The organism is Cryobacterium sp. PAMC25264 (genome assembly GCF_019443325.1).
In the GTDB taxonomy this organism is placed as follows: domain Bacteria; phylum Actinomycetota; class Actinomycetes; order Actinomycetales; family Microbacteriaceae; genus Cryobacterium.
Genome location: NZ_CP080383.1, coordinates 464877 through 491626, shown reverse-complemented (window position 1 = coordinate 491626; position 26750 = coordinate 464877). Strand labels below are relative to the sequence as shown.

Sequence of the window (26750 nt, the reverse complement as noted above, 5' to 3'; positions counted from 1 at the left end):
GAACGGATGAACGCCACAGCCCAAAGCACCGCCACCGTCACCGCAGATGTCGCCGGAACGGCGGCCGCCGGGCTTGCCGCCGAGATCAGCACCTGGTTCGGCGACAACGCGCGCGACCTGCCCTGGCGGCGTGCGGGCTTCAGCGCCTGGGGCACCCTGGTGAGCGAGTTCATGTTGCAGCAGACCCCGGTGAACCGGGTGATCCCGCGTCTGGCGGAGTGGCTCGAACGCTGGCCGACCCCCGGCGACCTCGCCGCCGTGCCCCCGGGTGAAGCCGTTCGCGCGTGGGCCAGCCTGGGCTACCCGCGCCGAGCACTCTGGCTGCACGCCGCGGCCGTGCAGATCACCGAACGCCACGGTGGCGTGGTGCCGCACGACGTGGAGGACCTCCTCGCTCTCACGGGCATCGGCGACTACACCGCCAGAGCCGTCGCCGCGTTCGCCTACGGCCATCGCCATCCGGTCGTCGACACGAACACCCGGCGGGTGATCGCGCGCGCCGTTGCCGGCCAGGCCGAACCGGCGCCGCCGAGCCGGCGACGCGACCTGGAGGCAATGTCGCAGCTGTTGCCGGAGGAGACCGTGGCCGCCGCGGTCTTCAACGCCGCGATCATGGAGCTGGGCGCCGTGGTGTGTACCAGCCGCAGCCCCCGCTGCGACGCCTGCCCGATCCGGGATGCCTGCACCTGGCGCGCCGCCGGCTACCCGGAGTACGCGGGACCGAAGAAGGCCGTGCAGAAGAAGTTCGAGGGAAGCGACCGGCAGGTGCGCGGCCTCATCATGGCCGAGCTGCGGGCAACCCACCACCCCGTCACGGCCGCCGAGATCGAGAGCCTCTGGCCGGACGCCGTGCAGCGGGACCGCGCCCTGGCCGGACTGCTCGCCGACGGCCTCGCCGTGTGCGTGGACACCGGGATGTACGCTCTTTCCCAGGGGTGACTCCCCCTGTGCTCACCTCACACCTGCGCGCACCTCACAGAAATGGTTTCGATGAAGAACTGGGCTGGCAACGTCGAGTATTCGACCGACGACATCAGACACCCCACCAGCACGGCCGAGGTATCCGAGATCGTGGCCGCCGCATCCGGCCCGGTGAAGGCACTGGGCTCGCGGCATTCGTTCTCGACCATCGCCGATACCGAGGCACCCTGATCGCTCTGGACCTACTGGCCGGTGAGCCCGCGCTGCAGTCCGGCGACGACGGCGTCCCCGTGAGCGTGCGGGTCGGCGCCGGCAGCACCTACGCCCAGGTGGGCCGGTACCTCGCCGGGCAGGGCCTCGCACTGCCCAACCTCGCGTCCCTGCCGCACATCTCCGTGGCCGGTGCCATCCAGACCGGCACCCACGGCTCCGGGGTGCGCAACGGCTCGCTGGCCTCCTCGGTGCTGGCCCTCGAGGTCGTGCGCGCCGACGGTCAGGTGGTCACCGTGAGCGAGCACGACGCAGACTTCGCCGCATCCGTGGTGGGCCTGGGTGCCGTCGGCATCGTCACAGCGGTCACCCTTCGGGTACAGCCGCACTTCCAGATCTCCCAGTACGTGCACGAGGAGCTGTCCTGGGCGGCGGCGCTGGCCCACTGGCCGGCCATCATGTCCAGCGGCTACAGCGTGAGTGTGTTCACCACGTTCCAGGGCGAGAACACCCACCAGGTCTGGTCGAAGCGCCGGCTGGACGTGGACGGGCCGGAATTCGACCTCGGCGCCCTGGGCGCCACCGAGGCCACCGTGGCGCTGCATCCGCTGCCCGGGGTCGCCGCAGACAGCGTCACCGAGCAGTTGCGCGAACCCGGACCGTGGAACGAGCGCCTCGCGCACTTCCGCAGTGAGTTCCAGCCGAGCCACGGCGAGGAGATCCAGTCCGAATACCTGATCCCAGCCGAGCACGCCGTCGCGGCCATCACCGCGCTGCGGGCGATCGGTGACCGGATCGCGCCCCTGCTGCACATCTCCGAGCTGCGCAGCGTCGCCGCAGACACCGCCTGGCTCAGCCCCAGCTACGCCAGGGACTCCCTGGCCATCCACTTCACCTGGAAGCCGCTCCCGGCCGAGATCCTGGCGGTGCTCCCCCTCGTCGAGCACACGCTGGAGCCTTTCGCGCCTCGGCCGCACTGGGGCAAGGTCTCCACGATGTCCCCGGCCGGGCTGCGCCGGGCCTATCCCCGGCTCGGCGACTTCGCCGCCCACGTGCGACGGGTCGACCCCGCCGGCCGCTTCGAGAACGCCTACCTGAAACGAGTCCTTCCCCATGACTGACGCCACCATGACCCAGACCGCTGCAGACACGGATGCGTCGGTGCTGCCGCTCTCCGGGCTGCAGTTCACGATCGAGCACGGCGGCTACTCTGCCACCATCGCGAGCGTGGGCGCGAGCCTGCGGCTGCTCACCTGGACGGGCCGCGACCTCGTGGTTCCGTTCGACGCCGACGAGGTGCGCCCCGTTACCGCGGCGCCGTGCTGGCGCCCTGGCCGAACCGGGTCGTCGACGGCAGCTACACCTTCGACGGCGTGGACTACCAGCTGCCGCTCACCGAGCCCAGCCGGGCGCACGCCCTGCACGGCCTGGTCTGCTGGGCGGACTGGTCGCTACAGGCACGCTCGTCCGACTCCGTGACTCTCGGCACCACCATCGTGCCGAGCGACGGCTACCCGCACCGCATCGTTCTCCTGGCCACCTACAGCCTCGCCGACGACGGCCTCACCACCACGGTGACCGCCGAGAACGTCGGTGCGAGCACTGCCCCGTACGGCACCGGCCCGCACCCCTACCTCGTGGCGGGCCCCGGCACCGTCGACGACTGGAGCCTGGAGTTCCCCGCCGCAAGCTACCTCACCGTCACGCCCGACCGCCTCAGCCCCGTGGCCGTCGCGCCGGTCGAAAGCACCCCGGAGTTCGACTTCCGCACCCCGCGGGTCATCGGCGACACCTTCATCGACCACGCCTTCACCGCCATCGCCCGCGACACGGATGCGACCGCCACTGTGACGCTGACCAGTCCGGCCGGCACCGGTGTGCGCCTGACCTTCGGCCCGGAGCTGCCCTGGCTGCAGGTGCACACGGCAGACCGCCCCGCACCCGAGCAGAGCCGCATCGGCCTGGCCGTCGAGCCGATGACCTGCCCGCCCGACGCCTTCTCCACCGGCGAGGACCTGGTGCGCCTCGCGGCTGGCGCGACCCACTCCGCCGCCTGGACCATCGCCGCCACCGAGGCCTGACCCGAGCTGATGCCTGACCCCGCCTGACTTGCCACTTGACGCCCTCTCAGCGCTCCCGAGTGGGCCCCAACTGCCATCTCACCGCCGGCCGACCTCGCCGAGAGGAAGCAAAGCGCCCCCTCAAGGGCCCTGAGATGGCGTTCAGCGGCAACTCGAGAGGGACACGCAGCCCAGCGTCCCAGACAACCGCCGAGAGGCGGCAAAGAGCGCCCTCCATCGGCACTTCGTTGCAACTCGCGGAGACACACCTCGCCGAGAGGTCGCAAAAGGCCTCCTGACGCTTGGTCAGGAGGCCTGTGCTTCACGCAGTGCGGCCGGTGCCGGCAGCGCCATGAGCGCTGAGCGGCAGCGCCGAGAGTCAGCTCTGGCAGTTACAGTGCGTCGGGCTCCGTGGGAGCGACGTGACGGCCGGTGGGTGCAGGGGCGACCTCGTCCTCGTCGGTGTCGTCGTCATCCTCGTCGTCCTCGTCCGCGGCGTACTCGCGCGGCTTCACGTACGGGTCTTCGTCGCCGGCGTAGACGGCCGTGCGGGCCATCTCACCCACCTGGGTGTCGCGCTCGCGTGCCTCACGCAGCAGGTCGTCGATCAGTGCGGCGTTCTCGGGGATGGCGTCGGCGATGAACTCGATCGACGGCGTCAGGCGGGCGGTGATGTTCTTGCCCACCTCGCTGCGGAACATGCCCGTCGCGGCCTTGAGGGCGGCGGCGCTGTCCTTGCGCTCTTCTTCGGAGCCGTAGACCGTGTAGAACACCGAGGCGTGCTGCAGGTCGCCGGTGACCTTGACGTCGGTGATGGTCACGAAGCCCAGTCGCGGGTCGCGGATGCCGCGTTCGAGCCGCTTGGCCACGATGACCTTGATGCGGTCCGCCATCTTCATAGCGCGTGCCGGATCTACCATGATCTACTCCTAGAAAACCTATAAATTTCGGGGTACTTCTTAACGCTCTCAAGCCCTCCCCCACCATCGAATTGTTGCTGGCGTTTCTCGGGAGGTGGGGTCGGAGCTTGATCCCCCCTAAAGGGAATCGGGTAGGGGTCCCCGCTCTTCCCTTTAGGGGGGATCAAGCGGAGACCCCGTGCCACCGAGGTATTAACCCCTGGGCTTTTCCTTCAATTCGATCGTCTCGATCTCATCGCCGATCTGGATGTCATTGAACTTACCAAGCCCAATACCAGCCTCGAAGTCCGTACGGACCTCGGTGACGTCATCCTTGAAGCGACGCAGCGACTCGATGGCCAGGTTGTCGCCCACGACGATGCCGTCGCGGATGACCCGTGCCTTGGCGTTTCGCGTGATCGTTCCCGACCGCACGATGACACCGGCGACGTTTCCGAACTTCGACGAGCTGAAGACCTCGCGGATCTCGGCGATACCACTCTGCACTTCTTCGAACTCGGGCTTGAGCATTCCGGTGAGGGAAGACTCGATGTCCTCGAGCGCGTTGTAGATGACGGAGTAGAAACGCACGTCCACACCTTCACGAGCCGCACGTTCGCGCGCCTTCGTGTCGGGGCGCACGTTGAAGCCGATGATGATGGCGTTGTCGACGGTGGCGAGGTTGACGTCGCTCTCCGTGACAGCACCGACACCACGGTGGATGATGCGCAGCTGAACGGAGTCGTCGACCTCGATCTTGAGCAGCGACTCTTCCAGGGCCTCAACGGCACCGGAGACGTCACCCTTGATGATGAGGTTGAGCGATTCGACCTTGCCCTCTTCGAGTGCACGGGTGAAGTCCTCGAGGCTGATGCGCTTGCGGGCCTTGGCCAGCAGGGCGTTGCGCTCGGCGGCTTCACGCTTCTCAGCGATCTGACGCGCGGTGCGGTCTTCCTCGATGACGAGGAAGGTGTCGCCGGCGCGGGGAACGCTCGAGAGGCCCTGCACCTGGACGGCACGGGACGGCACGGCGGCGAGAACGGCGTTGCCGTTCTCGTCGGCCATGGCACGAACGCGGCCGTAGGCGGTACCGGCGACGATTGAGTCACCGACACGCAGCGTTCCCGACTGGATGAGCACGGTGGCAACTGCACCGCGACCCTTGTCGAGCTTGGCCTCGATGGCCACACCGCGGGCATCCTTGTTCGGGTTGGCGCGCATGTCGAGCCCGGCGTCTGCGGTGAGCAGGACGGCGTCCAGGATCTCCTGGATGCCGACCTTGTTCTTCGCCGACACGTCGACGAACATGACGTCTCCGCCGTACTCTTCGGCGACGAGGCCGAATTCGGTGAGCTGCTGGCGCACCTTCTGCGGGTTCGCACCGGGCTTGTCGATCTTGTTCACTGCGACCACGATCGGCACGTTGGCGGCCTGCGCGTGGTTGAGCGCCTCAATCGTCTGCGGCATGATGCCGTCATCGGCGGCGACCACGAGGATCGCGATGTCGGTGACCTGCGCACCACGAGCACGCATGGCGGTGAACGCCTCGTGACCGGGGGTGTCGATGAAGGTGATGGCACGTTCGATGCCCTCGTGCTCGGTGACGACCTGGTAGGCACCGATGTGCTGGGTGATGCCACCGGCTTCACCGGCAGCGACCTTGGCGTTACGGATGGCGTCGAGCAGCGCAGTCTTACCGTGGTCGACGTGACCCATGACGGTCACGACGGGAGGACGAACTTCGAGCTCTTCGTCGGTCTCGTCGGCCAGTTCCTGGTCGATGTCGATGTCGAAGGCGAGCAGCAGTTCGCGGTCTTCGTCGTCGGGCGAGACCATCTGGATCTTGTAACCCAGTTCGCTGCCCAGCACGTCGAAGGTGGCCTCGTCGAGCGACTCGGTCGCCGTGGCCATCTCACCGAGGTGGAACAGCACGGTGACCAGGTTGCCCGGGCTCGCGTCGATCTTGTCGGCGAAGTCCGTGATGGAGGCACCGCGGCGCAGACGCACCACGGTTCCGCCGTCGCCACGGGGGACGCTGACGCCACCCAGCGACGGGGCCTCGCGCAGCTCGAACTCGGCCCTCTTCGTCCGCTTGGACTTGCGAGCCTTGTTCTTGCCGCCACCGCGACCGAATGCACCAGCGGTTCCACCGCCGGGGCCACGGCCACGACCGCCGGCGCCGCCGCCACCGGCGGGGCGGGGCGGGCCGAAGCCGGGTGCGCCGGCAGGGGCGCCCGGACGGGTGAAGCCGGGCGAGCGCCACCGGCGCCGCCCGGAGCGCCACCGGGGCGCTGGAAGCCACCCGGACGCTGGCCGAAGCCGGTCGGGCGGGGTGCCTGGCCGGGTCCACCGGGGCGCGGGGCGCCGGGGCGGGGTGCGGCAGGGCGGGGGATGTTGCTGGGCGAGGCGGAGGACGGCGGACGCTGTCCCATGCCCTGCGCGCTCGCGAACGGGTTGTTACCCGGACGCGGGTGGGGGTCTTGCCCATGCCCTGGTTGCTGGCGAAGGGGTTGTTGCCCGGGCGGGCGCCCGGACGCGGCACGGTTCCACCGGGCTTGGCGGCCGGGGCGGTCTCGCCGCCGGCCTTGGGGGCCGGTGTGGCAGCGGAGGGGGTCGTCTCGGTGCCCGCGGTAGCGGGCGCCTCGGCGGCAGCCTTCTCGGTCGCTGCGGCCTTTTCGGCGGCGGCGGCCTTCTCGGCAGCCTGAACCTGGCGCTCGGCCACGGTCAGCGGTGCGGCCGGCATCGGCGGGGCATCCACGGCGGGAGCCTCGACGACAGGTGCGGGCGCCGGTGCGGCGGGGCGTGCAGGGCCCGGACGGACGCCGGGCTTGACAGTGGTGGTCGTGGCCGGCTTCGCGGCGGCAGGTGCCGCCGGGGTGGCAGCGGCGCCGCCGGTGGCGACTCCGTCGGCCTCGAGTGCTGCACGCAGACGGCGTGCAACGGGAGGTTCAACACTGGAGGACGGTCCCTTGACGAACTCGCCCATTTCCTTCAATTTCGCAAGGGCTACCTTGCTGTCGACACCGAGCTCAGTTGCGATCTCGTGTACGCGTGGTTTCGCAGCCACAATTCTCCTGTTCCGGGCCTGCACCCGGAAAGGGGCAGACCGTTAGTAACGGACGGTTCTCATTTCGAGCCGCTCATTAGTTATCCATTAGCCAAGTCAGCCTGTTCTCTAGTTGTTTTGCGTCCAGGGGACTGCTCACACGCAGGGCACGCCCGAAAGCGCGCCGCTTGACGGCCTCCTGAAAGCACGCGATGGTGGGATGAATCCACGCACCGCGCCCAGGCAGGGTGGCGGTCTTATCGACCACCAGGAGCGAATTCTGGGCGACGACCCTCAGAAGTGAGGAGCGTGAGGCGCGCGAACGGCATCCAATGCACGTTCTAACGGGTTCCATCGTACCCCCTATTCGTCATCCTCCAGAATGCTGTCCGGCTGGATGTCGATTTTTGCGCCGGTCAGCTTGGCGGCGAGGCGGGCGTTCTGGCCCTCCTTGCCGATCGCGAGCGACAGCTGGTAATCGGGCACGAGGGCCCGAACGGCCTTGATCGACTCGTCGATGACATAGGCGCTGGTGACCTTGGCCGGCGACAGTGCGCTGGCCACGAAGGTGGCCAGGTCGGGCGAGTAGTCGACGATGTCGATCTTCTCATTGTTGAGCTCAGCGGTCACCGCACGCACGCGCTGGCCGAGCTCGCCGATGCAGGCACCCTTGGCGTTCACGCCGGGTTCGGTGGCGCGCACGGCGATCTTGGTGCGGTGGCCGGCTTCGCGGGCCAGCGACACGATCTCCACGACGCCACTGGCGATCTCGGGAACCTCGAGGGCGAACAGCCGACGCACGAGCGACGGGTGCGTTCGCGACACGGTGATCTGCGGGCCCTTCATGCCGCGGCCGACGGCCGTGACATACACCCGGATGCGCGAACCGTGCACGTAGCTTTCGCCGGGCACCTGCTCCTCGGGCGGCAGGATCGCTTCGATCGTGCCGAGGTCGACGTGGATCATGCGGGGGTTGGGGCCCTGCTGGATGATGCCCGCGACGATCTCGCCTTCGCGGCCCTTGAATTCGCCCAGCACCGCGTCATCCGCGATGTCGCGCAGACGCTGGTTGATGACCTGCTTGGCCGCGAATGCGGCAATGCGACCGAAGTCGTCAGGGTTGTCAACGGCTTCGCCGATGATGTTGCCCTCTTCGTCGTGCTCAGGAATGTAAATGTCGACGTGACCGGACTTGCGGTCGAGGACGACGCGAGCTCCGGGTTCTTCTTCCGCAGCCTGCTTCAGTGGCTCACCCTGGTGGGTGTGCTTGAGGTAGGCCGTCAAAATTGCTTGCTCGATGATCTGCACGAGTTCCTCGAAGGGAATCTCTTTCTCGCGCTCCATCAGCCGCAACACGCTGAGGTCGATGTCCATGGCCGGCCTCCTCTATTCAGATCTTGCCGCCGCGAAACCGCGCAGCGGGCTTCTCCCTACGGTACCGGACTCCGGGCACACCCGTCACCCGCACCCGGGGCTTCCGGCGGGACTCGCCAGCTTGCTTCTGTCCACGACGCCGATCCGTCGTTAAGATAACCCGATGAATACTCGTTCTTCCGCGAAGTCCGGCGCAGAGTCAGCCGGCCGGGCCGCCCAACAGGCCGGCAACAACCCACATCTCAAAACCCTGGCCAGGGTCGGTTACGCCGTCAACGGCCTCCTGCACGGCCTGATCGGGGCCATCGCAATCAGTCTCGCCGTGGGCGCGGGCGGTGGCAGCGCCGACCAGTCGGGCGCGCTCGGCCAGGTCGCGCAGTCCCCCGGCGGCGTGTTCGTGCTGTGGACCATCGTGGTGGGGCTGGCGGCGCTGGGCCTGTGGCAGGTGCTGCAGGCGTTCCTGGTGCCCGGCAACGACCCCAAGAAGGTCTGGGCGCACCGCCTCAAGGAGATCGGCAAGGGTGTCGCCTACCTGTTCGTGGCCGGCACGGCCCTCACAGTGGCGCTCAACGGCTCGGCCAACTCGTCGGAGAGCACCTCGTCGGCCAGCGCATCCGTGCTCGCTCTGCCCGGCGGGCCCGTCCTGCTGGTGATCGCTGGCCTCGCGGTGCTCGCGATCGGCGGCTACTTCGTCTATAAGGGTGTGGTCAAGAAGTTCACCGAGGACCTCGCGGTGCCCTCAGGCACCGTCGGCCGGGTCACGGTGGGTCTGGGCGTTGCCGGATACGTGGCCAAGGGTATCGCCGTGGGTGTGGTGGGCATCCTGGTGATCGTGGCGGGCTTCACGGTCGACCCGAGCCAGTCCACCGGGTTGGACGGCGCGCTGCATTCGCTCGCCGAGTTGCCTTTCGGCACCGTCATCCTGGTGTTGGTGGGCCTCGGCCTCATCGCCTACGGCGTGTACTGCCTGTTCCGGGCCCGGTTCGCCCGCCTCTAGATCGGCTTCGAAGCGCGACCAACACGCCGGTCGAGCTTGCTGAGACCCCGTGAGAAGTCTCGACAAGCTCGACCAACGACCGGGGCGCGACACACACGCACGCCACCAGGACTCGACAAGCTCGACCAACCAGGGTGAGCATCCCCGAGGCCCCGTGACGTCCCTACCGGACGCGACAAGAACGCTGGTCGAGCTTGTCGAGACCCCGTGAGAGGTCTCGACTAGCTCGACCAGCGGGCCGACGGTCAGGCGAAGTGGCCGGCCAGCTCGGTGACGGCCACCTGCGTGCGCTCTCCAGAGCGGCGGTCCCACAGCTCCACGATGCCGTCGGCCGCGCCACGGCCCACGATCACGATGGTGGGGATGCCGATGAGCTCTGCGTCACCGAACTTGACGCCAGGTGACACCTTGCGGCGGTCGTCGTAGAGCACGTCGCGGCCGGAGGCCTCGAGCATCGCGGTCACGGCCTCGCTGGTCGTGAAGACCACCTCGTCGCGGCCCGTGGCGATCACGTGCACGTCGAACGGGGCCACGGCCTCGGGCCAGATCAAGCCCTTGGCGTCGTTATTGAGCTCGGCGATCACGGCGAGGGCTCGGGTGACGCCGATGCCGTAGGAGCCCATCGTGACGGTGACGAGCTTGCCGTTCTCGTCGAGAACCTTGAGGCCCAGCGCCTCGGCGTACTTGCGGCCGAGCTGGAACACGTGCCCGATCTCCATGCCGCGAGCCAGCTCTACCGGGCCGGAGCCGTCGGGGGCGGGGTCACCGGCGCGCACCTCTGCGGCTTCGACGGTGCCGTCGGCCGTGAAGTCACGGCCGGCGACGAGGCCGAAGACGTGGCGGCCGGCCTCGTTGGCGCCGGTGATCCACTCGGTGCCGTCGACCACTCGCGGGTCGACCAGGTAACGGATGCCGGTCGCCGATTCGGCGCCCAGCATCGCGCCGGTCGCGGCCCACGGGCCGATGTAGCCCTTCACCAGGCCCGGGCGGCCGGGAATCTTGTCGAGCTTGGCGAAGTCACCGTCGTTGGCGGCCTCCACCTCGGCGGGGGCGAAGGCGACCTCGACGCGCTTGAGGTCGACCTCACGGTCGCCGGGCACGCCGATCACGACGATCTCGCGGCTGCCGTCGAGCTGCACGAGCGCGAGGACGACGTTCTTGAGCGTGTCCGCCGCGGTCCAGTCACGCCCGTCGGGGCGCGGGTGGTTGGCGTTGGCGCTGTCCACCAGGGTCTGGATGGTGGGGGTGTCCGGGGTGTCGTGCACCTCGGCGGCCGGGAACCCGGTGAAGTCGATCGCAGCGGGAGCCAGGGTGCGGAACGCCTCGACGTTGGCCGCGTAGCCGCCGGCCGAGCGCACGAAGGTGTCTTCGCCGACCGGAGTGGGGTGCAGGAACTCTTCGCTCTTGGAGCCGCCCATGGCGCCGGCATCCGCCTGCACGACGACGTACTCGAGGCCCAGGCGGGTGAAGATGCGCTCGTAAGCGTCGCGCTGGGCCTGGTAGCTCACGTCGAGGCCGGCATCCGTGTGGTCGAAGGAGTAGGCGTCCTTCATGGTGAACTCGCGGCCGCGCAGCAGGCCACCGCGGGAGCGGGCCTCGTCGCGGTACTTGTCCTGGATCTGGAAGATCGACAGGGGCAGGTCCTTGTAGCTGTTGTAGAGGTCCTTCACCATGAGGGTGAAGACCTCTTCGTGGGTGGGAGCCAGCAGCAGGTCGCTGCCCTTGCGGTCCTGAAGGCGGAACAGGCCGTCGCCGTACTCGTCCCAGCGACCGGTGACCTCGTAGGGCTCGCGCGGCAGCAGGGCCGGGAAGTGCACCTCGAACGCGCCTGCCGCGGCCATCTCCTCGCGGATGATGGTCTCGATCTTCGCCTTGACCTTCAGGCCCAGCGGCAGCCAGGCGAAGATACCCGGCGCCTGACGACGGATGTAGCCGGCCCGCACAAGCAGGCGGTGGCTGGTGACCTCGGCATCAGAGGGGTCTTCGCGGAGGGTACGGAGAAAGTAGTTCGACATACGAATAGGCACGCACCTACTTTACGGCGCGAGCACGTCGCCCGTCGGCGCTGTCAGCTCACCGCCGCGACAACTGGTGCCCATGCGGACAAATGCACCCGGCGTGCCGGGACCATTTGTCCGTTGCGGGAAGAGTTGGCTTAGCGGGAGCCGACCGTCACGACGGGGGCGCCGAGGGAGTCTTCGCTGGGCGGCATCTCGGCGGCCATACGGTTGGCCTCCTCGATCAGGGTCGCCACGATCTCGGACTCCGGCACGGTCTTGATGACCTCGCCGCGCACGAAGATCTGGCCCTTGCCGTTGCCGGAGGCCACACCGAGGTCGGCGTCGCGGGCCTCGCCAGGTCCGTTGACGACACAGCCCATCACCGCGACGCGGAGCGGCACGGTCATGCCCTCGAGGCCGTCGGTGACGTCGTTGGCGAGCTTGTAGACATCCACCTGGGCCCGGCCGCAGCTGGGGCAGGAGACGATCTCGAGCTTGCGCTCACGCAGGTTGAGCGACTGCAGGATCTGCAGGCCCACCTTGATCTCCTCGGCGGGCGGGGCGGAGAGGGACACCCGGATGGTGTCGCCGATGCCCTCGCCGAGCAGGATACCGAACGCCGTGGCGCTCTTGATGGTGCCCTGGAAGGACGGGCCGGCCTCGGTCACGCCAAGGTGCAGCGGCCAGTCGCCGCGTTCGGCGAGCAGCCGGTAGGCCTTGACCATGATCACGGGGTCGTTGTGCTTGACCGAGATCTTGAAGTCGTGGAAGTCGTGCTCCTCGAACAGGCTGGCTTCCCAGACGGCGCTCTCGACGAGCGCCTCCGGGGTGGCCTTGCCGTACTTCTGCAGCAGGCTGGGCTCGAGGGAACCGGCGTTGACGCCGATGCGGATGGAGACGCCGGCGGCCTTGGCCGCGGCAGCGATCTTGCCCACCTGGTCGTCGAACTTGCGGATGTTGCCCGGGTTCACCCGCACGGCCGCACACCCGGCGTCGATGGCCTGGTACACGTAGCTTGGCTGGAAGTGGATGTCGGCGATCACGGGGATCTGACTCTTCTTGGCGATGATCGGCAGCGCCTCGGCATCATCGCGGCTGGGCACCGCGACCCGCACGATGTCACAGCCGGAGGCGGTGAGCTCGGCGATCTGCTGCAGCGTCGCGTTGATATTCGTCGTCGGTGTCGTTGTCATCGACTGCACGCTGACGCGAGCGTCACCGCCGACGAGGACCTTGCCGACCTTGATCTGGCGGGACTTGCGTCGGGGTGCGAGGATTTCGGGGACTTTGGGCATACCCAGGTTTATTGCGGCCACGGATGTAGCTTACGCGCCGGTTGTGCGTCGAAGCTGAACCTCACCCGCAAACGCGATGGGCGCAGGTTGGTGTCGCGACCTCTCAGCCGAACAGGTTGATCGGCTTGACGATGTCGGCGTAGACCAGCAACAGCGTCATACCGCCGAGCACCACGGCAACCGCCAGGGTCAGGGGCATCAGCTTGGCCGTGTCGACGGGCCCGGGGTCGCGGCGCTTGAACAGCTTCGCGAACCACCGGCGGATGCCCTCCCAGAGCGCTCCGGCGACGTGGCCGCCGTCCAGCGGCATGAGCGGCACCAGGTTGAAGACGAACAGGGCGATGTTCAGCGACGCGAGCAGCCCGATCAGGCTTGCGGTCTTGCTGGCGAGCGGGATCGTGTCGACGCTGGCGATCTCACCGGCGACCCGGCCGACGCCCACCACGCTGATCGGGCCGTTCGGGTCGCGCTCCCCCGGGCCGAACGCGGCGTTGGCCACGTCGATCAGGCGCTGCGGCAGGTTGAGGATCATGTGGAAGACGCCGGAGATGTTCTCGCCGACGGCGGGCAGCACCGCGGTTGCCGGCTGCGGCACGAGTTCGCCGGCCGGGCCGATGCCGACGAAGCCGACCTCGGTGGTTTCCTGGGCGCCGCTGGCGTCGGTGACGACGTTGCCGTCGGCATCCGTCACGTAGCGTTCGGTGAGCTTGGGGGTGATCGAGAGGGTCTGCTGGGCGCTGTCGCGTTCGACGACCACCTGCAGCGGTGTACCGGAGGACTCGCGGATGATCGCGGTGGACTGGTCCCAGCTGGTGATCGCGGTGCCGTCGATGCTCACCAGTCGGTCGCCGGGCTTGAGGCCGGCCGCGGCGCCCGGAGCGGCTTCGTCGCCCTCCGCGCAGGTCTGCCGGTCGCTGGTGGCCGGCAGCACGCAGGCGCTGACGCTGCCCACGGTGGTGCTGGCCTGGGTGGTGCCGAAGCCCATCAGCAGCACCGCGAAGAGCACCACGGCGATGAGCAGGTTCATCGTGGGCCCACCGAGCATGATGATGACACGCTTGTAGACCGGGAGGCGGTAGAAGGCGCGGTGATCCTCGCCCTCGCCGATGGTGTCGGCGCTGGCCTGCCGGGCCTCAGCGGCCATGCTGCTGCGGGCGGCGGGGGCCGGTTCACCCTCCTGCACCAGCTGGTTGAAGAAGCCGGTGCTGTTGTTGCGCGCTGAACCGTCCTTGGCGGGCGGGAACATGCCGATCATCGAGATATAGCCGCCGAGAGGGATGGCCTTGACGCCGTACTCGGTCTCGCCCTTCTTCTTCGACCACATGGTGGGGCCGAACCCGATCATGTACTGGGTGACCTTGACCCCGAACAGCTTGGCCGGCACCAGGTGCCCGATCTCGTGCAGGCCGATGGAGAGCGCGAGGCCCACGACGACCACGGCTACGCCCAAGATGTACAACAGCACGGTTTCCACATCCGTACATTAGCCTTTTCTAGCTGCAAGGCGGCTGGTCGTTGACTGGCACCGGCCCATGCGTCAAGAATTGCTCAGTATCCGCTGCTCCCCGCCCTCTTGGAGGCCTTCCCTGTCTGCACCGACCGAGCCGCTTCGTGATGAGTCACGATCCGACAGCCTGATCGGGCTGACCCTGGCGGACAGGTTCACCCTCGACAGGCTGATCGGCACCGGCGGCATGGCCACGGTCTATCAGGCCACCGACGTCTCCCTCGGCCGTACCGTAGCGGTCAAGCTGTTCCGGATGGACACCGCTGATGGCTCGGGCCCGCAACGGCAGAGCGGCGAGGTGATGGTGCTGGCCAGTCTCAACCATTTCGCGTTGGTCACCCTGTTCGACGCGGGCACCGAACAGCTCGACGGTGTCACCCGGTCGTTCATCGTCATGGAGTACGTCGACGGCTTCGACCTGCGCAGCCGCATCGCCGATGGCAAGCTCCCCGCGGCAGAGGTCGCCCGGATGGGCGCCGACCTGGCCGAGGCGCTGCACTATGTGCACGCCAGGGGCATCATCCACCGCGACATCAAGCCCGCCAACGTGCTCCTGGCCCCGTCCGACTTTCCCGGCCGCGTCTCGCACGCCAAGCTGGCCGACTTCGGCATCGCCCGGCTCATCGACGCCACCCGCCTCACCAGCACCGGAGCCGTGCTGGGTACCGCCGGTTACCTCAGCCCGGAGCAGGCGATGGGCCACCCGATCGGGCCGCCCAGCGATGTGTACTCGCTCGGCCTGGTGCTGCTCGAGGCCGTCACCGGTGTGCGCAGCTACCCGGGCACGGCCATCGAGTCGGCCATGGCCCGGTTGCAGCGTCAACCCGAGATCCCCGCCGAGCTCGGCGCCGCCTGGCACGACGTCCTGACCGGCATGACTTCCCGCGAGCCCGGTGACCGCCTCACGTCGGCGGATGCCGCGGTGCGGCTGCGGGACCTGGTGCCGCAGGGCACGTTCGAGGCCGGCGAGTCCTCGTGGATTCCGGCACCGAGTGATGCGGCGAACGATACCGCGACGGATGCGGCCACGGAGCTGCTGCAGCCCACCGAGGCGGCGGATGCGCAGACCCGGCGCCTGCCCGCGGGCGACGAGGCCACCCGGGTGCTCCTCGCAGCCGGCGCAGCCGACACCGGTGCGGTGACGGTCCGCCTGACGCCGCCCGCAGCCGACCACCGGCCGAAGGGCGCAGCTCCGGCGCGCCGAACCCGACCCGAACCGCGCGCTCTGCTCCCCAGCGCCGCGCGCCGCCCCCTCCTGGTGATCATCGGCGCCGTGGTGGCGTTAGCCGCGGTTTTCGCCCTGGTCTTCCTGGTGCAGCCGGGCGACCCGGCACCCGAACCGCCCGCTTACCCCGCTGTCGACGGCGACCTCGGCACCCACCTGCAGCAGCTCCAAGAGAGCGTGACCCCATGAGCGCCACCCGAAAGTTCCTCCCCAGACTCGTCGTTGCGCTGGCCGGCGTCGGCCTGGCCTGCGGCATGCTGGCCGGTTGCGCCGGGGCGACGACGGCACTGCACGCCGACGCCGCGAGCGAGTTGCAGAGCGGCGTTTTGGCCGTCAGCACGGCCGCCGCCGCTGGCGACTACACCTCGGCGCAGACCGCCCTCGACACTCTGCGCGAGAGCCTGGCCGAAGCCTCGGCCGACGACACCGTCACGGCGGCGCGGGCCGCTGAGATCCAGACCGCAATCGGCCTTGTCGCGGCCGACCTTGCATCGTCTATCGCCGCGAGTACCCCCGTCGAGACCTCCCCGGTCGAGACCACCGCACCCGAGCCCGTGAGCACAGACGAGGATCCGCCGGCCGCGCCGGAGAAGCCGAAGGGCCCGGACAAATCGGGCGACTCCGGCAAGGACAAAACCCAGACCGGTGCGTGCGAGAAGAAGGGCAAGTGCGACTAGAAAGCGCCTGCACCTGCTAAACAGTCCTCAGCACCTGTTCGTGGTCCGTACCCCGCACGTCCGACCCCACAGCCAGGAGGATTCTCATGCCCCAGCACCTTGTCGTCGGAGCCGGTTGGATCGGCAGCGAGTTGGCTCGCCAATTGGTGGCCCGTGGCGATGGCGTCACTGTCGCCACCCGCTCCGCCACCCCCCTCGCCGGGGCCACGGCACGCTCCCTCGACGCCTCCGATCCGGTGGCCCTCTGCCTGGCAGCCGAGCGCGCACAGACAATTTTCCTCTGCACCAACCCGCCATACCCCGACTGGGCCCGGCGCTGGCCGCCGGTGTTCGCAGCCGCCATCGCCGCGGCATCCGTATCGGGCGCGAACCTCGTGGTGATGGGCAACCTCTACCCCTACGGCTCGCCCACCGGAGCAATGACCGAGCACTCCCCGGAGACCACGACCGAGACCAAGGGCGTGATCCGCCGGGACGGCTGGCGCCGGGTGCTCGACGCGCACGACCGGGGCGAAATCCGGGCCGTCGAGGTGCGCGCGAGCGACTACTTCGGCGCAGGGTGAGTGGTACAGCCCATCTGGGCAAGGCGTTCTTCAGCGCCGTGCTGGCCTCGAAGACCGCCAGGGGCGTCGGCCGGCCAGACCTCGTGCACAGCTGGAGCTTCATCCCGGATATCGCCGCCACGATGATCGCCGCGGCCGATTACACGGGCTCGTGGGGACGCGTCTGGCATGTACCGAGCGGGGCATACAGCCGTACCGATATCGCCGCCCAACTCAACGCGCGCTACGGCACGCACGGAACGGTCGCCGGGTACCCACAGTGGGTGCTGCGCTCGCTCGGCGCTGTGAGCCCGCTGATGCGTGAGGTCTATCACTCCAGCTATCAGTTCCTGGTGCCGTACGTGATCGATTCAGCCGAGACCGAGCGGGATCTCGGCATCCACGCCACGCCCTGGGACGAGGCGCTGGTCACCGTGGCGGAGAGCTACCGCACTCGGTAGCCGGGCTCGCTCAGCGGCTGATGGCGTCGATGATGGTGTCGGCGGAGGCGCGGGCCCACCGCTCGGCCTCCGCGAGCGATTCCAGGGTCAGCTCGCCCTGGGTCTCGTGGGCCTCCACGACGCGCTGCACGGTGTCGACGATGTCGAGGTAGCCGATCCGTCCAGCGTGGAAGGCCAGCACGGCCTGCTCGTTCGACGCGTTGAACACCGCCGGGTAGGTGCCGCGGGCCCGGCCGACCTGCTTGGCCAGCTCCACCGCGGGGAAGGCGGTGTCGTCGAGCGGCTCGAAGGTCCAGGTGTGCGGCGTGGTCCAGTCGATCGGCACACCCACCGCGGCCACCCGGTTCGGCCAGTCCAGGCCCAGCGAGATGGGCAGGCGCATGTTCGGCGGCGACGCCTGGGCGATGGTAGAGCCGTCGATGAACTCGACCATCGAGTGGATGAGCGACTGCGGGTGCACGACGACGTCGATCCGGTCGTAGGGCACGTCGAAGAGCAGGTGGGCCTCGATGATCTCGAGACCTTTGTTCACCAGGGTCGCCGAGTTGGTAGTGATGACCAGGCCCATGTCCCAGGTGGGGTGGGCGAGGGCTTCCCGCGGGGTCACGTTCGCCATTTCGGCCCGGGAGCGGCCTCGGAACGGTCCGCCGGAGGCCGTGAGCACCAGGCGGCGAACCTCGTCGGCGGTGCCGGAACGCAGGGCCTGCGCGATGGCGGAGTGTTCGGAGTCGACCGGCACGATCTGGCCGGGCGCGGCGAGCGCCTTGACCAGGTCGCCGCCGACGATGAGTGATTCCTTGTTCGCCAACGCCAGCGTGCGGCCGGCCGTCAGCGCGGCAAGAGTCGGGCCCAGCCCCACCGATCCGGTGATGCCGTTGAGCACGACGTCGGCGTCGACATCCCGCACCAGCTGTTCAGCCTCGGCGGCGCCCACCGCGGTGTCGTCCACGTTGAACTCCGCGGCCTGTTCGGCCAGAAGCTCCCGGTTGCTGCCGGCCGACAGACCGACCACCTCGAACCGGGTGGGATTGGCCTTGATGACGTCGAGCGCCTGGGTTCCGATCGAGCCCGTGGACCCGAGAATGATGATTCGCTGCACGAGCCCATGCTAGGCGCACCGCTCACATATGCCGGGCCGCGACTGACCCGCGCTGTAGGGTCGTTGAGTGACCGGAGCAAAGCACGACCCAGCATCCGAGCCCGAAACCGCGCCGGATGCCCCCGTCGAACAGGTGCCGGCCTCCGACGAGATCGCCCCGCTGCACGCCAAGCCCAAGCGGCCCGGGTTCGTCTACTTCCTCGGCTACGGCATCATGGCGCCCATCGCGCGCCTGGTCTTCCGGCCCCGCATCACCGGCAAGGAGAACATTCCACGCGAGGGCCGGGTGATCCTGGCCAGCAACCACCTGTCGTTCATCGACAGCATCGTCATCCCGCTCACCGCGCCGCGCCGGGTGCAGTTCCTGGCCAAGTCCACCTATTTCACCGGCACCGGCTTCAAGGGCTGGGTGTCACGCCAGTTCTTCACCTCGATCGGCGCCATCGGCGTGGAACGTGGCGCGGGCCAGGCAGCCCAGGTGGCCCTCGACGCCGGCAAGGAGGTGCTCGACGTGGATGGCGCTTTCGCGATCTACCCGGAGGGCACCCGCTCCCTCGACGGCCGGCTCTACCGCGGCCGCACCGGCGTGGCGTGGCTGGCCCTCACCACCGGTGCCGTGGTCGTGCCCGTCGGACTGATCGGCACGCAGGAGATCATGCCGGTGGGCTCGAAGATGCCGCGCATCCGCCGCATCAGCGTGAAGTTCGGCGAGCCGATCGACGTGAGCGTGCACGGCACCGCCGACTCCGGCCGGGCCCGCCGCAAGGCCACCGACGACATCATGGCCGCGATCCACGGTTTGACCGGGCAGGAACTGGCGCACAGCTACAACGAGTCGCCGCCGACCACGGTCGTGCAGCGCGTCAAGCGCGCCATCTGGTGGCGCGAACTGCGCTAGCCGCACGTTTAGAAGGACTTAGTGCGCAAGAAAGGACGGAATCCGAGATTTCGTCCCTCTAAAGTTCCGTCATCCTGATTTTGTGACCTGACCTCAGGGGTGTGACTCGCGCTCCACGTCGACCCATTCGTCTCCGATGGCCTCCAGCTCCCCCGCTCCGGCGGTGACCTGGGCCACGATAGTGCCCAGCCTCTCGGCGTCGTCGCCGGCAATACTGAGCAGGGCATTCTCTCCGTAGGTCGTGCCCAGGACGAGCACCCCACGCTGGCGCAATTCGGCCTCGATACGACCGGCGTCCGCATGGGAGAGTGCGAGCGTGAACAGTTCACGACGCTCGCGCGCTACGAGCAGCCCCCGGGACTCGGCTAGGTCGATCGTGGTGAGAACGGCCTCGGAATAGGCCCGCACGAGACCGCCGGCGCCGAGGAGTGTGCCGCCGAAATAGCGGGTGACGACGGTGACGCAGTCGACGAGCCCGCGACCCGAGAGGGCTTCCAGCATGGGCCGGCCCGCCGTTCCCGACGGTTCACCGTCGTCGTTGGACCGGAGCACCTGATCGGGAGTGCCGCTCGGTCCGACCACGAACGCCGAGCAGTGGTGGCGCGCGCCCCAGTGTTCGACGCGCGCGGCGTCGATCGCGGCGCGCGCGGCATCCTCGGTGTCGACGCGCACCACACGGCAGAGGAATCTGGATCGTTTGACGTCGATCTCGGCCGAGACCCGGCTGCCGATGCCACCGCGCAACGTGAGATCGGGCATGAGCCCAGTCTGGCGCACCCGGCTACGGTGTCGGCGTCACCGTCCAGGTGCCGTTGGTCTGGATCGCCATGACTCCCGGCAGGTCCACGTCGTACACCTCGGAGAACGCTTCGGTGTTACCGAACAACTTGGGCGAGTCGGAGGTCGTGAACACCCGTCCGGAAAACGAGTCCTCGGTAGCGGCGGGTGCGTAATCGACCGTGAGGCGGGGCATGTCGTCGGAGAGGAACAGCACTGCAGGCCCGACACCCGACTGTGCGCCGGAGACCGAGGGGATGTCATTCCAGCTCTGCAGCGTCACAGTCCACGGCCCGTCGGCGAGCACGATGAGCGTCTGGTTGACGGGGTCGTTCTTGAAGACGTCTTTCAGGAACGAGCCGTTCATTGGCGCCGCCATTTCCCCGAAGGGTGACATGCGTCCCGGTTCCGTCACGGTCGTGGTGCCGGTACAGGCCGAGCAGTCGACATTCATGACAACCGCGAATTCTCCCTGACGCTGATAGGCGACGTTCGAGGGCCCGTTCCCGGAGGCCGACGCGGAGGTACCCTCGGACACAACACCGGCGTCGACGGTCTGTGCCACCGGCTCCGCGGTGGCCGGCGCTGTGGCGGTCGGTGTCGGGCTCGGTGTCAGCAGATCCTCGATACGCGGCGGCGTGGTGTGCGTCGGGCTCGGTGTCAGCAGATCCTCGATACGCGGCGGCGTGGTGTGCGTCGGGCTCGGCTTCGCCTCTGGCGCCGACCCGGCACATCCGCTCAAGATCACCACCGCCGCCACGATAGTTCCCGCCAGTCCCCCACCACGTCGAATCCCCATTGCCCCACCCTGCCATGTCTCATCCCCGCCGGAGTTCCGGCGACCGTGCTGCGTCGGCGTCAGGAGTCCCTACACCCGTCGATCCACGCCGGTGCGATACAGCACAGGAATGAAGACCGCGAACACGATCGCGCCGATCCAGCCGCTGATCGCGCCGATCTCGGGAATGACGAAGATGCCAAGGGTTCCCAACACGACGAGAGCTCCGCCAAGCACCGCGAACACCTTCATGCCGTACAGCGTCATGAACACCAAGTAGTGAGCGCCAACGATGATCAGGGACGCCGGGAAGAAGAGCACTGGCGCATAGGACCCGAGGGCTATCGCCACCAGGAGTCCAAGGGGTACCGTGAACGCCGATTGCATCGCCAGCGCCGTCGACGGATGCCCTGTGGGAAGCATCCCTGCGCCGGTCGTCAACCGGAGTATCACCGCGGAGAGCGGAAAGATCAGCATGCCTCCGAAGAAGAGAGCCATCATGGCCGCGCCGGGCGACATAACGAAGTAGACGGCATTGGCCGCCGCCCAGACGATCGCGGAGACGAGAGGGCCGCTGTACCCGCCCCGATAGATCCGTCGAACGTCGGCTTGGGCCTCCACAATGGTCATGAGCTAGTCATAGCACCACACGGAACGTGGACAGGCTGCTCGCAGCACAACGAGTGATCTCGCCGGCACTGCACACGCGCCGGCTCACGGTCACCCCCCGGTGAACCCTTCGACGGCCATTTCAGTGCCGGCCTCGCTGCACGCGGCCGACAGTTCGTCGCGGGCGAGATCCCACTCGGCGGAGCCGATTCCGGTGGTTCCCATCGCTCCAAGGGCGACCCGTGGCGCGAGGTCCTTCATCGCGGTGGTCACGTCACTGACCGCGCCCTCCCCGCGGGTGGGCACACCATCCAGAACGCGGGTGGCGAGCCGGTACCAGCCCTGCTGCTCCTGTTCGGCCATCCGACCCTGGGAGAGACCCGCGTCGGCATTGACGATGATCGTCATGACGTCGTTGAAACCGGTGCAGGTCATCGCGTCGGTCGTCGATCCAGCAGATGCCGTCGATTCGGTCGGCTCCGCGGATGCCGTCGTTTCGGTCGGAGCCGCTTCGGCGCTCGCGGTGCAACCGGACAGCGTCAGAGCTCCGACCACCGCCACCGACGCAAGAATGATGGACTGTCTACTCACTGGGCCCCCTCAGGACGTGCGCATCAAGGACACAGTATCGGCAATCATGCCCCACCGCTTCGCGGCAGCCGGTCATCCGTGCAGCCGGTCGGGGCGAGCCCCCAGCCGACATCCGTAAGCTGGAGCCATGTCTTCTTCCTTCTCGGTCAGCCAGGAGCGCAAGCTCGTCACCGCCCTCCCGGGCCCACGGTCAATCGCGCTGCAGGAACGACGCGTTCGCGCCGTGTCTGCCGGCGCAGGCACCCTCGCGAACATCTACATGGACCACGGCGCGGGAGCGATCCTCGTGGACGTCGACGGCAACCAGATCATCGACCTGGGTTGCGGCATCGGCGTGACCACCATCGGCCACGCCCACCCCGAGGTGGCCGCCGCCGCCGCCGCGCAGGCAGGCAAGCTCACCCACACGCTCTTCACCGTCACCCCGTACGAGAACTACGTGCGCGTGGCCGAGAAGCTCGCCGAGATCACCCCCGGTGACTTCGAGAAGCACTCGATCCTGGTCAACACGGGAGCCGAAGCCGTGGAGAACGCGGTGAAGATCGCCCGCAAGTACACCGGCCGCCGCGCCATCGTGAGCCTGGACCACGCCTTCCACGGCCGCACCAACCTCACCATGGCGATGACCTACCGCCCGTGGCCGGAGCGCGTGGGCATGGGCCCGTTCCCCGGTGAGATCTACAGCGTGCCCACCAGCTACCCGTACCAGGACGGCCTGTCCGGCGAGGAAGCGGCCGACAAGACCATTGACTACATCCAGACGCACATCGGGGCGTCGGAGATCGCGGCCTTCTTCGTCGAGCCGATCCAGGGCGACGGCGGCATCGTCATCCCCGCCCCCGGCTACTTCAAGCGGCTCAGCGAATTCTGCACCGAGAACGGCATCGTCTTCGTCTCCGACGAGATCCAGGCCGGCATCGCCCGCACCGGCGCCTGGTACGGCATCGAGCACCACGGTGTGGTGCCCGACCTGGTCACCACGGCCAAGGGCATCGCCGGCGGTTTCCCGCTGGCCGCCGTCACCGGCCGCGCCGAGATCATGGATGCTGTGCAGCCCGGCGGCATCGGCGGCACCTTCGGCGGCAACCCGGTCTCGACCGCGGCGGCGCTGGCGGTGTTCGACATCATCGAGCGCGACAACCTGCTGGGCGAAGCGCAGCGCGTGGAGAAGGCCCTCTGGGCCCGCATCGGCGACTGGGCCGACAAATTCGACATCGTCGGCGACGTGCGCGGCAAGGGCGCCATGTTCGGCGTGGAGCTCGTACACCCCGGCACCAAGAAGCCGTTCCCCGAGGCGCTGTCGTTCGTGCTCAAGCACGCCACCACCAACGGCGTCATCGCACTGGATGCCGGCAGCTGGGACTCCGTGCTGCGGATCATGCCGTCTGTGGTCATCTCCGAAGCCCTCATCGACGACGCCGCCTCGGTTCTGGAAGAGGCCTTCACACTGTTCCAGGCCGCCCAGAAGTAGGGTCAGTTCGCTGGTTGAGCTTGTCGAAAACGGGTCACCGGCTCTACTTCGACAAGCTCACCAGGTCTCGACACGCTCGACCGACGAGACGGACACGACCCACACGCTGATCGTGTCGACTTGTGCTGAGCTTGTCGAAGTAGATCCCGCGAGCCGACACGTTCACGACACACCTCACCAAGTCGACAAGCTCGACCGACTAGAGGGGAACCGACCGCAGACCGGGTTACGCGGCCTAGAGCACCGAGGCCGGTGCGGCCACGATGGTAACCGCTTCGTGTCCCACCGGAAAATTGACCGACGCCGCGATGAAACAGGCCTTGGCCGCCTCGGCGTGCAGGGACTGGGCGAGTTCGGCCTGGTCCGGGTCTGCGATGGTGACCCGGGGACGCAGGGTTGCGGCGGTGAAGTGACCGCCACCATCCGCCGTCTGCGCCATGGTGCCGATCGCATCGTCGGAGTAGTCGACCACGATCACCCCGTGGTTCACGGCCACGTGCAGGTAGGACAGCATGTGGCACTGGCTGAGGGCGGCCAGGAGCAGCTCCTCGGGGTTCCACCGGTCGGCGTTGCCGTGGAAGGTGCGATCGGCCGAACCGGCGATCGGCTCCTTGCCGGCGGAGGTGAGGGTGTGCTCCCGGCCATAGGCGCGGTAGCTGCTGGTGCCGGTCCCCCGGTTGCCGGTCCACTGGGTCTGCACGGCGTAGTGATGTGCACCGATCATGGTGACTCCTTCGGGATAAACGCGTCACTGTCAATTCTCGCAGGGAATCATCGTGGCCGCGGGGGAACCGGCCGGTAAACTGGCCTCATCATGACTGACACGTTGACTGACTCCGCTGCCTCCTCCTCCACCTCGGCTCCCGTGTATTCGGTGAGCCAGGAACGCAAGATCGTCACCGCGATCCCGGGTCCGCGTTCCACGGAGATGCACCAGCGACGTCTGGCTGCGGTGTCCACCGGCGTCAGCTCCGCCCTGCCCGTGTACATCAAGAAAGCCAGCGGCGCCATCGTCGTCGACCTCGACGACAACCAGTTCATCGACCTCGGCGCCGGCATCGGTGTGACCACCGTCGGGCACTCCGAGACCAGCGTCGTCGCCGCCGCGACCGACCAGCTGGGTGATTTCGTGCACACCCTGTTCACCATCACCCCGTACGAGGAATACGTGCGCGTCGCCGAACTGCTCGCCGCCCACACTCCCGGCAGCTTCGCCAAGAAGAGCGTGCTGATCAACTCCGGCGCTGAGGCCGTGGAGAACGGCGTGAAGATCGCCCGCAAGTACACCGGCCGCCGCGCGGTAGCCGTGCTCGACCACGCGTACCACGGCCGCACCGTGCTCACCATGGCGATGAACTACAAGGCGGCGCCCTACGCCACCGGCTACGGCCCGCTCGCCAGCGACGTGTACCACGCCCCCAATTCCTACCCGTACCACGACGGCCTCACCGGTGAGCAGGCCGCGGCCCGCACCATCGCGTACCTCGAGAAGGTCATCGGCGCCAGCGACCTGGCCTGCCTCGTTGTCGAACCCATCCAGGGCGAGGGCGGCTTCATGGTTCCGGCCGAGGGCTACCTGCCGCTGCTGCAGGAATGGTGCACCGCCAACGGCGTCGTGATGATCGCCGACGAGATCCAGAGCGGCATGGCCCGCACCGGCGCCTACTTCGCCAGTGAGCACTTCGGGTGGGAGCCCGACCTGGTGCTCGTGGCCAAGGGCATCGCCGGCGGTATGCCGCTGGCCGCCGTGACCGGCCGCGCCGAGATCCTCGACGCATCCCAGCCCGGTGGGCTCGGCGGTACCTTCGGCGGCAACCCCGTCGCGTGCGCCGCCGCGATCGCCGTGTTCGACGCGATCGAGCGCAACAATCTCCTGGCCGAGGGCCAGCGCATCGAGAAGACCCTCCGCGCCGGTCTGACCGCACTGGCCGACAAGCACGACATCATCGGCGACATCCGCGGCCGCGGTGCCATGATCGCCATCGAGCTCGTGCAGCCCGGCACCCAGACGACGACCAAGGCGCCCAACGCCGCCGCCGTCACGGCGATCGCCGCCTACGCGGCTCAGCACGGTGTGCTGCTGCTCACCGCGGGCACCTACGGCAACGTGCTGCGGTTCCTGCCCAGCCTGGCGGTCACGGATGCCCTGCTGGCCGACGCACTGTCGGTCATCGACGACGCGATGGCGACACTGTAGCCGTGACGAGCACCACGAGTTCCGCCGCATTCGGTGCGGCCGGCCCTTCCGGCAGCGCGGGAACCATCGAGGTGATCGACTCGGTGGAGCTCGCCGTCGTCGAACGGTCCGGTTTCATCGAATCCCGGCACGCCGGCGCGGCCGTACTGCTCGGCAGTGACGGCGCCGTGCTGCGCGCGCTCGGAGATGTGAACGCGCCGGTGTTCCCGCGCTCGTCGATGAAGCCGTTCCAGGCCATCGCGGTCATGGCCAGCGGTGTCGTGCTGCGCGGGGAGGATGCCGCGATCGCGACGTCCAGCCACTCCGGCACCCAGAAGCACACCGACCTGGTGCGTGGGCTGCTCGCCCGCGCCGGTCTCTCCGAGGCCGACCTCGGCTGCACGCCCACCTGGCCGGGAGACTCCGCCACCAGGGACGGCCTCGTGCGCCAGGGCGCCGGTCCCGCCCCGATTTACTCCGACTGCTCGGGCAAGCACGCGGCGATGCTCGTGGCCTGCGTGCAGAACCACTGGCCGATCGTGGGGTACCTCGACCCGGAGCATCCGCTGCAGAAGCGCATTCTCGACGTCGTTGAGCGCTTCACCGGCGAACGTCCGACCGCCTCGGGCGTCGACGGTTGCGGTGCCCCCGTGCACGCGCTGTCCCTCACGGCGCTGGCCCGCGGCATCGCCCGCATCGCCACGTCCAAGTCGACCTCGCCCTTCGCCATCTACCGTGAGGCCGGCTTCCTGGCCGAGGCCGTGCGTGAGAACGGCTGGGTCATCGCCGGCCCAGGGCTGCCGGACTCGATCGCGATCGAGCGTCTGGGCCTGTTCGTCAAGGGCGGCGCAGAGGGCATCATGGTGGCCTCGGCCGACAACGGCATGACCGTGGCGCTGAAGATCCTGGACGGCAACCTGCGCGCGGCCACCATCGTGGCGCTGAGCCTGCTGGCGGATGCCGGCGCGGTGCCGCGTTCCGAGGTAGACGCCATCATCCCCGAGCTGAAGCTCGCGGTCTTCGGCGGCGGCCAGCCCATCGGGCAGATCCGCGCCAGCTACGTCTGACCGACCCCAACGCTGATCGAGCCCACCGCTGATCGAGCTTGTCGAGATTCGGTGACCCGGCCTCGCTGAC

At 68.3% G+C, this 26750-nt stretch carries 24 protein-coding genes and 2 pseudogenes; 13 read left to right on the top strand and 13 right to left on the bottom strand.

The window, feature by feature from the left end; all coding sequences use genetic code 11:
• The first annotated feature begins 6 nt into the window (after positions 1 to 6).
• From KY500_RS02215 to KY500_RS02205, 4 genes and pseudogenes are all read left to right on the top strand, one after another.
• Entirely contained in the window at positions 7 to 939 is a 933-nt protein-coding gene (locus tag KY500_RS02215) for an A/G-specific adenine glycosylase (protein ID WP_219902163.1), read from the top strand.
• Between the two features lie 51 nt (positions 940 to 990).
• Positions 991 to 1152 (top strand): hypothetical protein, encoded by a 162-nt coding sequence (locus KY500_RS19090; RefSeq protein WP_255579726.1) that lies wholly within the window; start codon positions 991 to 993, stop codon positions 1150 to 1152.
• Between the two features lie 59 nt (positions 1153 to 1211).
• Complete coding sequence (locus KY500_RS02210) at positions 1212 to 2252, top strand: D-arabinono-1,4-lactone oxidase (protein ID WP_255579725.1); 1041 nt, start codon at positions 1212 to 1214, stop codon at positions 2250 to 2252.
• Positions 2253 to 2259: 7 nt separating this feature from the next.
• Positions 2260 to 3212, top strand: a pseudogene (locus KY500_RS02205) (aldose 1-epimerase family protein).
• 371 nt (positions 3213 to 3583) lie between these two features.
• On the opposite strand, the gene rbfA reads toward KY500_RS02205, so the two are convergent.
• The 4 genes and pseudogenes from rbfA to nusA form a co-directional block, all read right to left on the bottom strand.
• Positions 3584 to 4111 (bottom strand): 30S ribosome-binding factor RbfA, encoded by a 528-nt coding sequence (rbfA, locus tag KY500_RS02200; protein WP_219902162.1) that lies wholly within the window; start codon positions 4109 to 4111, stop codon positions 3584 to 3586.
• Positions 4112 to 4303: 192 nt separating this feature from the next.
• A pseudogene (gene infB, locus KY500_RS02195) lies at positions 4304 to 7157 on the bottom strand (translation initiation factor IF-2).
• Between the two features lie 76 nt (positions 7158 to 7233).
• Complete coding sequence (locus tag KY500_RS02190) at positions 7234 to 7491, bottom strand: YlxR family protein (protein ID WP_219902161.1); 258 nt, start codon at positions 7489 to 7491, stop codon at positions 7234 to 7236.
• An 8-nt stretch (positions 7492 to 7499) separates the two neighbouring features.
• Positions 7500 to 8510 (bottom strand): transcription termination factor NusA, encoded by a 1011-nt coding sequence (gene nusA, locus KY500_RS02185; protein ID WP_066593852.1) that lies wholly within the window; start codon positions 8508 to 8510, stop codon positions 7500 to 7502.
• A 163-nt stretch (positions 8511 to 8673) separates the two neighbouring features.
• On the opposite strand from nusA, the gene KY500_RS02180 reads away from it, so the two are divergent.
• Positions 8674 to 9507, top strand: coding sequence for a DUF1206 domain-containing protein (locus KY500_RS02180; protein WP_219902160.1), 834 nt, complete (start codon positions 8674 to 8676; stop codon positions 9505 to 9507).
• Positions 9508 to 9752: 245 nt separating this feature from the next.
• Here KY500_RS02180 and KY500_RS02175 read toward each other — a convergent pair whose 3' ends face one another.
• The 3 genes from KY500_RS02175 to KY500_RS02165 all read right to left on the bottom strand — a co-directional run bounded on the left by KY500_RS02175 (position 9753) and on the right by KY500_RS02165 (position 14276).
• Positions 9753 to 11522 carry a proline--tRNA ligase gene (locus KY500_RS02175; RefSeq protein ID WP_370626921.1) on the bottom strand — a complete coding sequence of 590 codons (1770 nt, stop codon included), beginning with the start codon at positions 11520 to 11522 and terminating at the stop codon, positions 9753 to 9755.
• 140 nt (positions 11523 to 11662) lie between these two features.
• Positions 11663 to 12823, bottom strand: a complete 1161-nt coding sequence (gene ispG, locus KY500_RS02170) for a flavodoxin-dependent (E)-4-hydroxy-3-methylbut-2-enyl-diphosphate synthase (RefSeq protein WP_181445866.1) — start codon at positions 12821 to 12823, stop codon at positions 11663 to 11665.
• An 82-nt stretch (positions 12824 to 12905) separates the two neighbouring features.
• Complete coding sequence (locus KY500_RS02165) at positions 12906 to 14276, bottom strand: RIP metalloprotease (RefSeq protein ID WP_219902158.1); 1371 nt, start codon at positions 14274 to 14276, stop codon at positions 12906 to 12908.
• Positions 14277 to 14334: 58 nt separating this feature from the next.
• Between KY500_RS02165 and KY500_RS02160 the strand changes: the two genes are divergently transcribed.
• The 4 genes from KY500_RS02160 (at position 14335) to KY500_RS02145 (ending at position 17214) form a co-directional block, all read left to right on the top strand.
• Positions 14335 to 15723: a serine/threonine-protein kinase gene (locus tag KY500_RS02160; protein ID WP_219902157.1), complete on the top strand. Its 1389-nt coding sequence runs from the start codon at positions 14335 to 14337 to the stop codon at positions 15721 to 15723.
• On the top strand, positions 15720 to 16211 hold the full coding sequence (locus KY500_RS02155; protein WP_219902156.1) for a hypothetical protein: 492 nt from the start codon (positions 15720 to 15722) through the stop codon (positions 16209 to 16211). The genes KY500_RS02160 and KY500_RS02155 overlap by 4 nt, the downstream gene beginning before the upstream one ends.
• Before the next feature lie 86 nt (positions 16212 to 16297).
• Positions 16298 to 16774 carry an NAD-binding protein gene (locus tag KY500_RS02150; RefSeq protein ID WP_219902155.1) on the top strand — a complete coding sequence of 159 codons (477 nt, stop codon included), beginning with the start codon at positions 16298 to 16300 and terminating at the stop codon, positions 16772 to 16774.
• Positions 16771 to 17214: a hypothetical protein gene (locus tag KY500_RS02145; protein ID WP_219902154.1), complete on the top strand. Its 444-nt coding sequence runs from the start codon at positions 16771 to 16773 to the stop codon at positions 17212 to 17214. The genes KY500_RS02150 and KY500_RS02145 overlap by 4 nt, the downstream gene beginning before the upstream one ends.
• 10 nt (positions 17215 to 17224) lie before the next feature.
• Here the strand turns inward: KY500_RS02145 and KY500_RS02140 are convergent, their stop codons facing one another.
• Positions 17225 to 18313, bottom strand: a complete 1089-nt coding sequence (locus KY500_RS02140; protein ID WP_219902153.1) for a 1-deoxy-D-xylulose-5-phosphate reductoisomerase — start codon at positions 18311 to 18313, stop codon at positions 17225 to 17227.
• 214 nt (positions 18314 to 18527) lie between these two features.
• Between KY500_RS02140 and KY500_RS02135 the strand changes: the two genes are divergently transcribed.
• Positions 18528 to 19211, top strand: coding sequence for a 1-acyl-sn-glycerol-3-phosphate acyltransferase (locus tag KY500_RS02135; protein WP_084021364.1), 684 nt, complete (start codon positions 18528 to 18530; stop codon positions 19209 to 19211).
• 93 nt (positions 19212 to 19304) lie between these two features.
• On the opposite strand, the gene KY500_RS02130 is transcribed toward KY500_RS02135, so the two are convergent.
• From KY500_RS02130 to KY500_RS02115, 4 genes are all read right to left on the bottom strand, one after another.
• Complete coding sequence (locus KY500_RS02130) at positions 19305 to 19970, bottom strand: YigZ family protein (protein ID WP_219902152.1); 666 nt, start codon at positions 19968 to 19970, stop codon at positions 19305 to 19307.
• 22 nt (positions 19971 to 19992) lie between these two features.
• The gene (locus tag KY500_RS02125; RefSeq protein ID WP_219902151.1) at positions 19993 to 20748 is read right to left on the bottom strand and encodes a hypothetical protein; all 756 of its coding nucleotides are present in this window, start codon (positions 20746 to 20748) and stop codon (positions 19993 to 19995) included.
• A 108-nt stretch (positions 20749 to 20856) separates the two neighbouring features.
• Positions 20857 to 21396 carry a hypothetical protein gene (locus KY500_RS02120; protein WP_219902150.1) on the bottom strand — a complete coding sequence of 180 codons (540 nt, stop codon included), beginning with the start codon at positions 21394 to 21396 and terminating at the stop codon, positions 20857 to 20859.
• A gap of 90 nt (positions 21397 to 21486) precedes the next feature.
• The gene (locus tag KY500_RS02115; protein ID WP_219902149.1) at positions 21487 to 21966 is read right to left on the bottom strand and encodes a hypothetical protein; all 480 of its coding nucleotides are present in this window, start codon (positions 21964 to 21966) and stop codon (positions 21487 to 21489) included.
• 127 nt (positions 21967 to 22093) lie between these two features.
• Here KY500_RS02115 and KY500_RS02110 point away from each other — a divergent pair, with 127 nt between their 5' ends.
• Entirely contained in the window at positions 22094 to 23437 is a 1344-nt protein-coding gene (locus tag KY500_RS02110) for an aminotransferase class III-fold pyridoxal phosphate-dependent enzyme (RefSeq protein WP_219902148.1), read from the top strand.
• Between the two features lie 235 nt (positions 23438 to 23672).
• On the opposite strand, the gene KY500_RS02105 is transcribed toward KY500_RS02110, so the two are convergent.
• Entirely contained in the window at positions 23673 to 24161 is a 489-nt protein-coding gene (locus tag KY500_RS02105) for an OsmC family protein (RefSeq protein ID WP_219902147.1), read from the bottom strand.
• A 90-nt stretch (positions 24162 to 24251) separates the two neighbouring features.
• On the opposite strand from KY500_RS02105, the gene gabT reads away from it, so the two are divergent.
• A complete protein-coding gene (gene gabT / locus KY500_RS02100; RefSeq protein ID WP_219902146.1) occupies positions 24252 to 25634 on the top strand; it encodes a 4-aminobutyrate--2-oxoglutarate transaminase in 1383 nt (460 codons plus the stop codon).
• 2 nt (positions 25635 to 25636) lie between these two features.
• Positions 25637 to 26680, top strand: coding sequence for an asparaginase (locus KY500_RS02095; protein WP_084020682.1), 1044 nt, complete (start codon positions 25637 to 25639; stop codon positions 26678 to 26680).
• The last annotated feature ends 70 nt before the right edge of the window (positions 26681 to 26750 follow it).

Coding starts and splice junctions, on each gene's coding strand:
- KY500_RS02215 (WP_219902163.1), top strand. CDS start 7: ATGAACGCCACAGCCCAAAGCACCGCCACCGTCACCGCAGATGTCGCC.
- KY500_RS19090 (WP_255579726.1), top strand. CDS start 991: ATGAAGAACTGGGCTGGCAACGTCGAGTATTCGACCGACGACATCAGA.
- rbfA (WP_219902162.1), bottom strand. CDS start 4,111: ATGGTAGATCCGGCACGCGCTATGAAGATGGCGGACCGCATCAAGGTC.
- KY500_RS02190 (WP_219902161.1), bottom strand. CDS start 7,491: ATGGAACCCGTTAGAACGTGCATTGGATGCCGTTCGCGCGCCTCACGC.
- nusA (WP_066593852.1), bottom strand. CDS start 8,510: ATGGACATCGACCTCAGCGTGTTGCGGCTGATGGAGCGCGAGAAAGAG.
- KY500_RS02180 (WP_219902160.1), top strand. CDS start 8,674: ATGAATACTCGTTCTTCCGCGAAGTCCGGCGCAGAGTCAGCCGGCCGG.
- KY500_RS02175 (WP_370626921.1), bottom strand. CDS start 11,522: ATGTCGAACTACTTTCTCCGTACCCTCCGCGAAGACCCCTCTGATGCC.
- KY500_RS02160 (WP_219902157.1), top strand. CDS start 14,335: ATGCGTCAAGAATTGCTCAGTATCCGCTGCTCCCCGCCCTCTTGGAGG.
- KY500_RS02155 (WP_219902156.1), top strand. CDS start 15,720: ATGAGCGCCACCCGAAAGTTCCTCCCCAGACTCGTCGTTGCGCTGGCC.
- KY500_RS02150 (WP_219902155.1), top strand. CDS start 16,298: ATGCCCCAGCACCTTGTCGTCGGAGCCGGTTGGATCGGCAGCGAGTTG.
- KY500_RS02135 (WP_084021364.1), top strand. CDS start 18,528: ATGGCGCCCATCGCGCGCCTGGTCTTCCGGCCCCGCATCACCGGCAAG.
- KY500_RS02130 (WP_219902152.1), bottom strand. CDS start 19,970: ATGCCCGATCTCACGTTGCGCGGTGGCATCGGCAGCCGGGTCTCGGCC.
- KY500_RS02120 (WP_219902150.1), bottom strand. CDS start 21,396: ATGACCATTGTGGAGGCCCAAGCCGACGTTCGACGGATCTATCGGGGC.
- KY500_RS02110 (WP_219902148.1), top strand. CDS start 22,094: ATGTCTTCTTCCTTCTCGGTCAGCCAGGAGCGCAAGCTCGTCACCGCC.
- KY500_RS02105 (WP_219902147.1), bottom strand. CDS start 24,161: ATGATCGGTGCACATCACTACGCCGTGCAGACCCAGTGGACCGGCAAC.
- gabT (WP_219902146.1), top strand. CDS start 24,252: ATGACTGACACGTTGACTGACTCCGCTGCCTCCTCCTCCACCTCGGCT.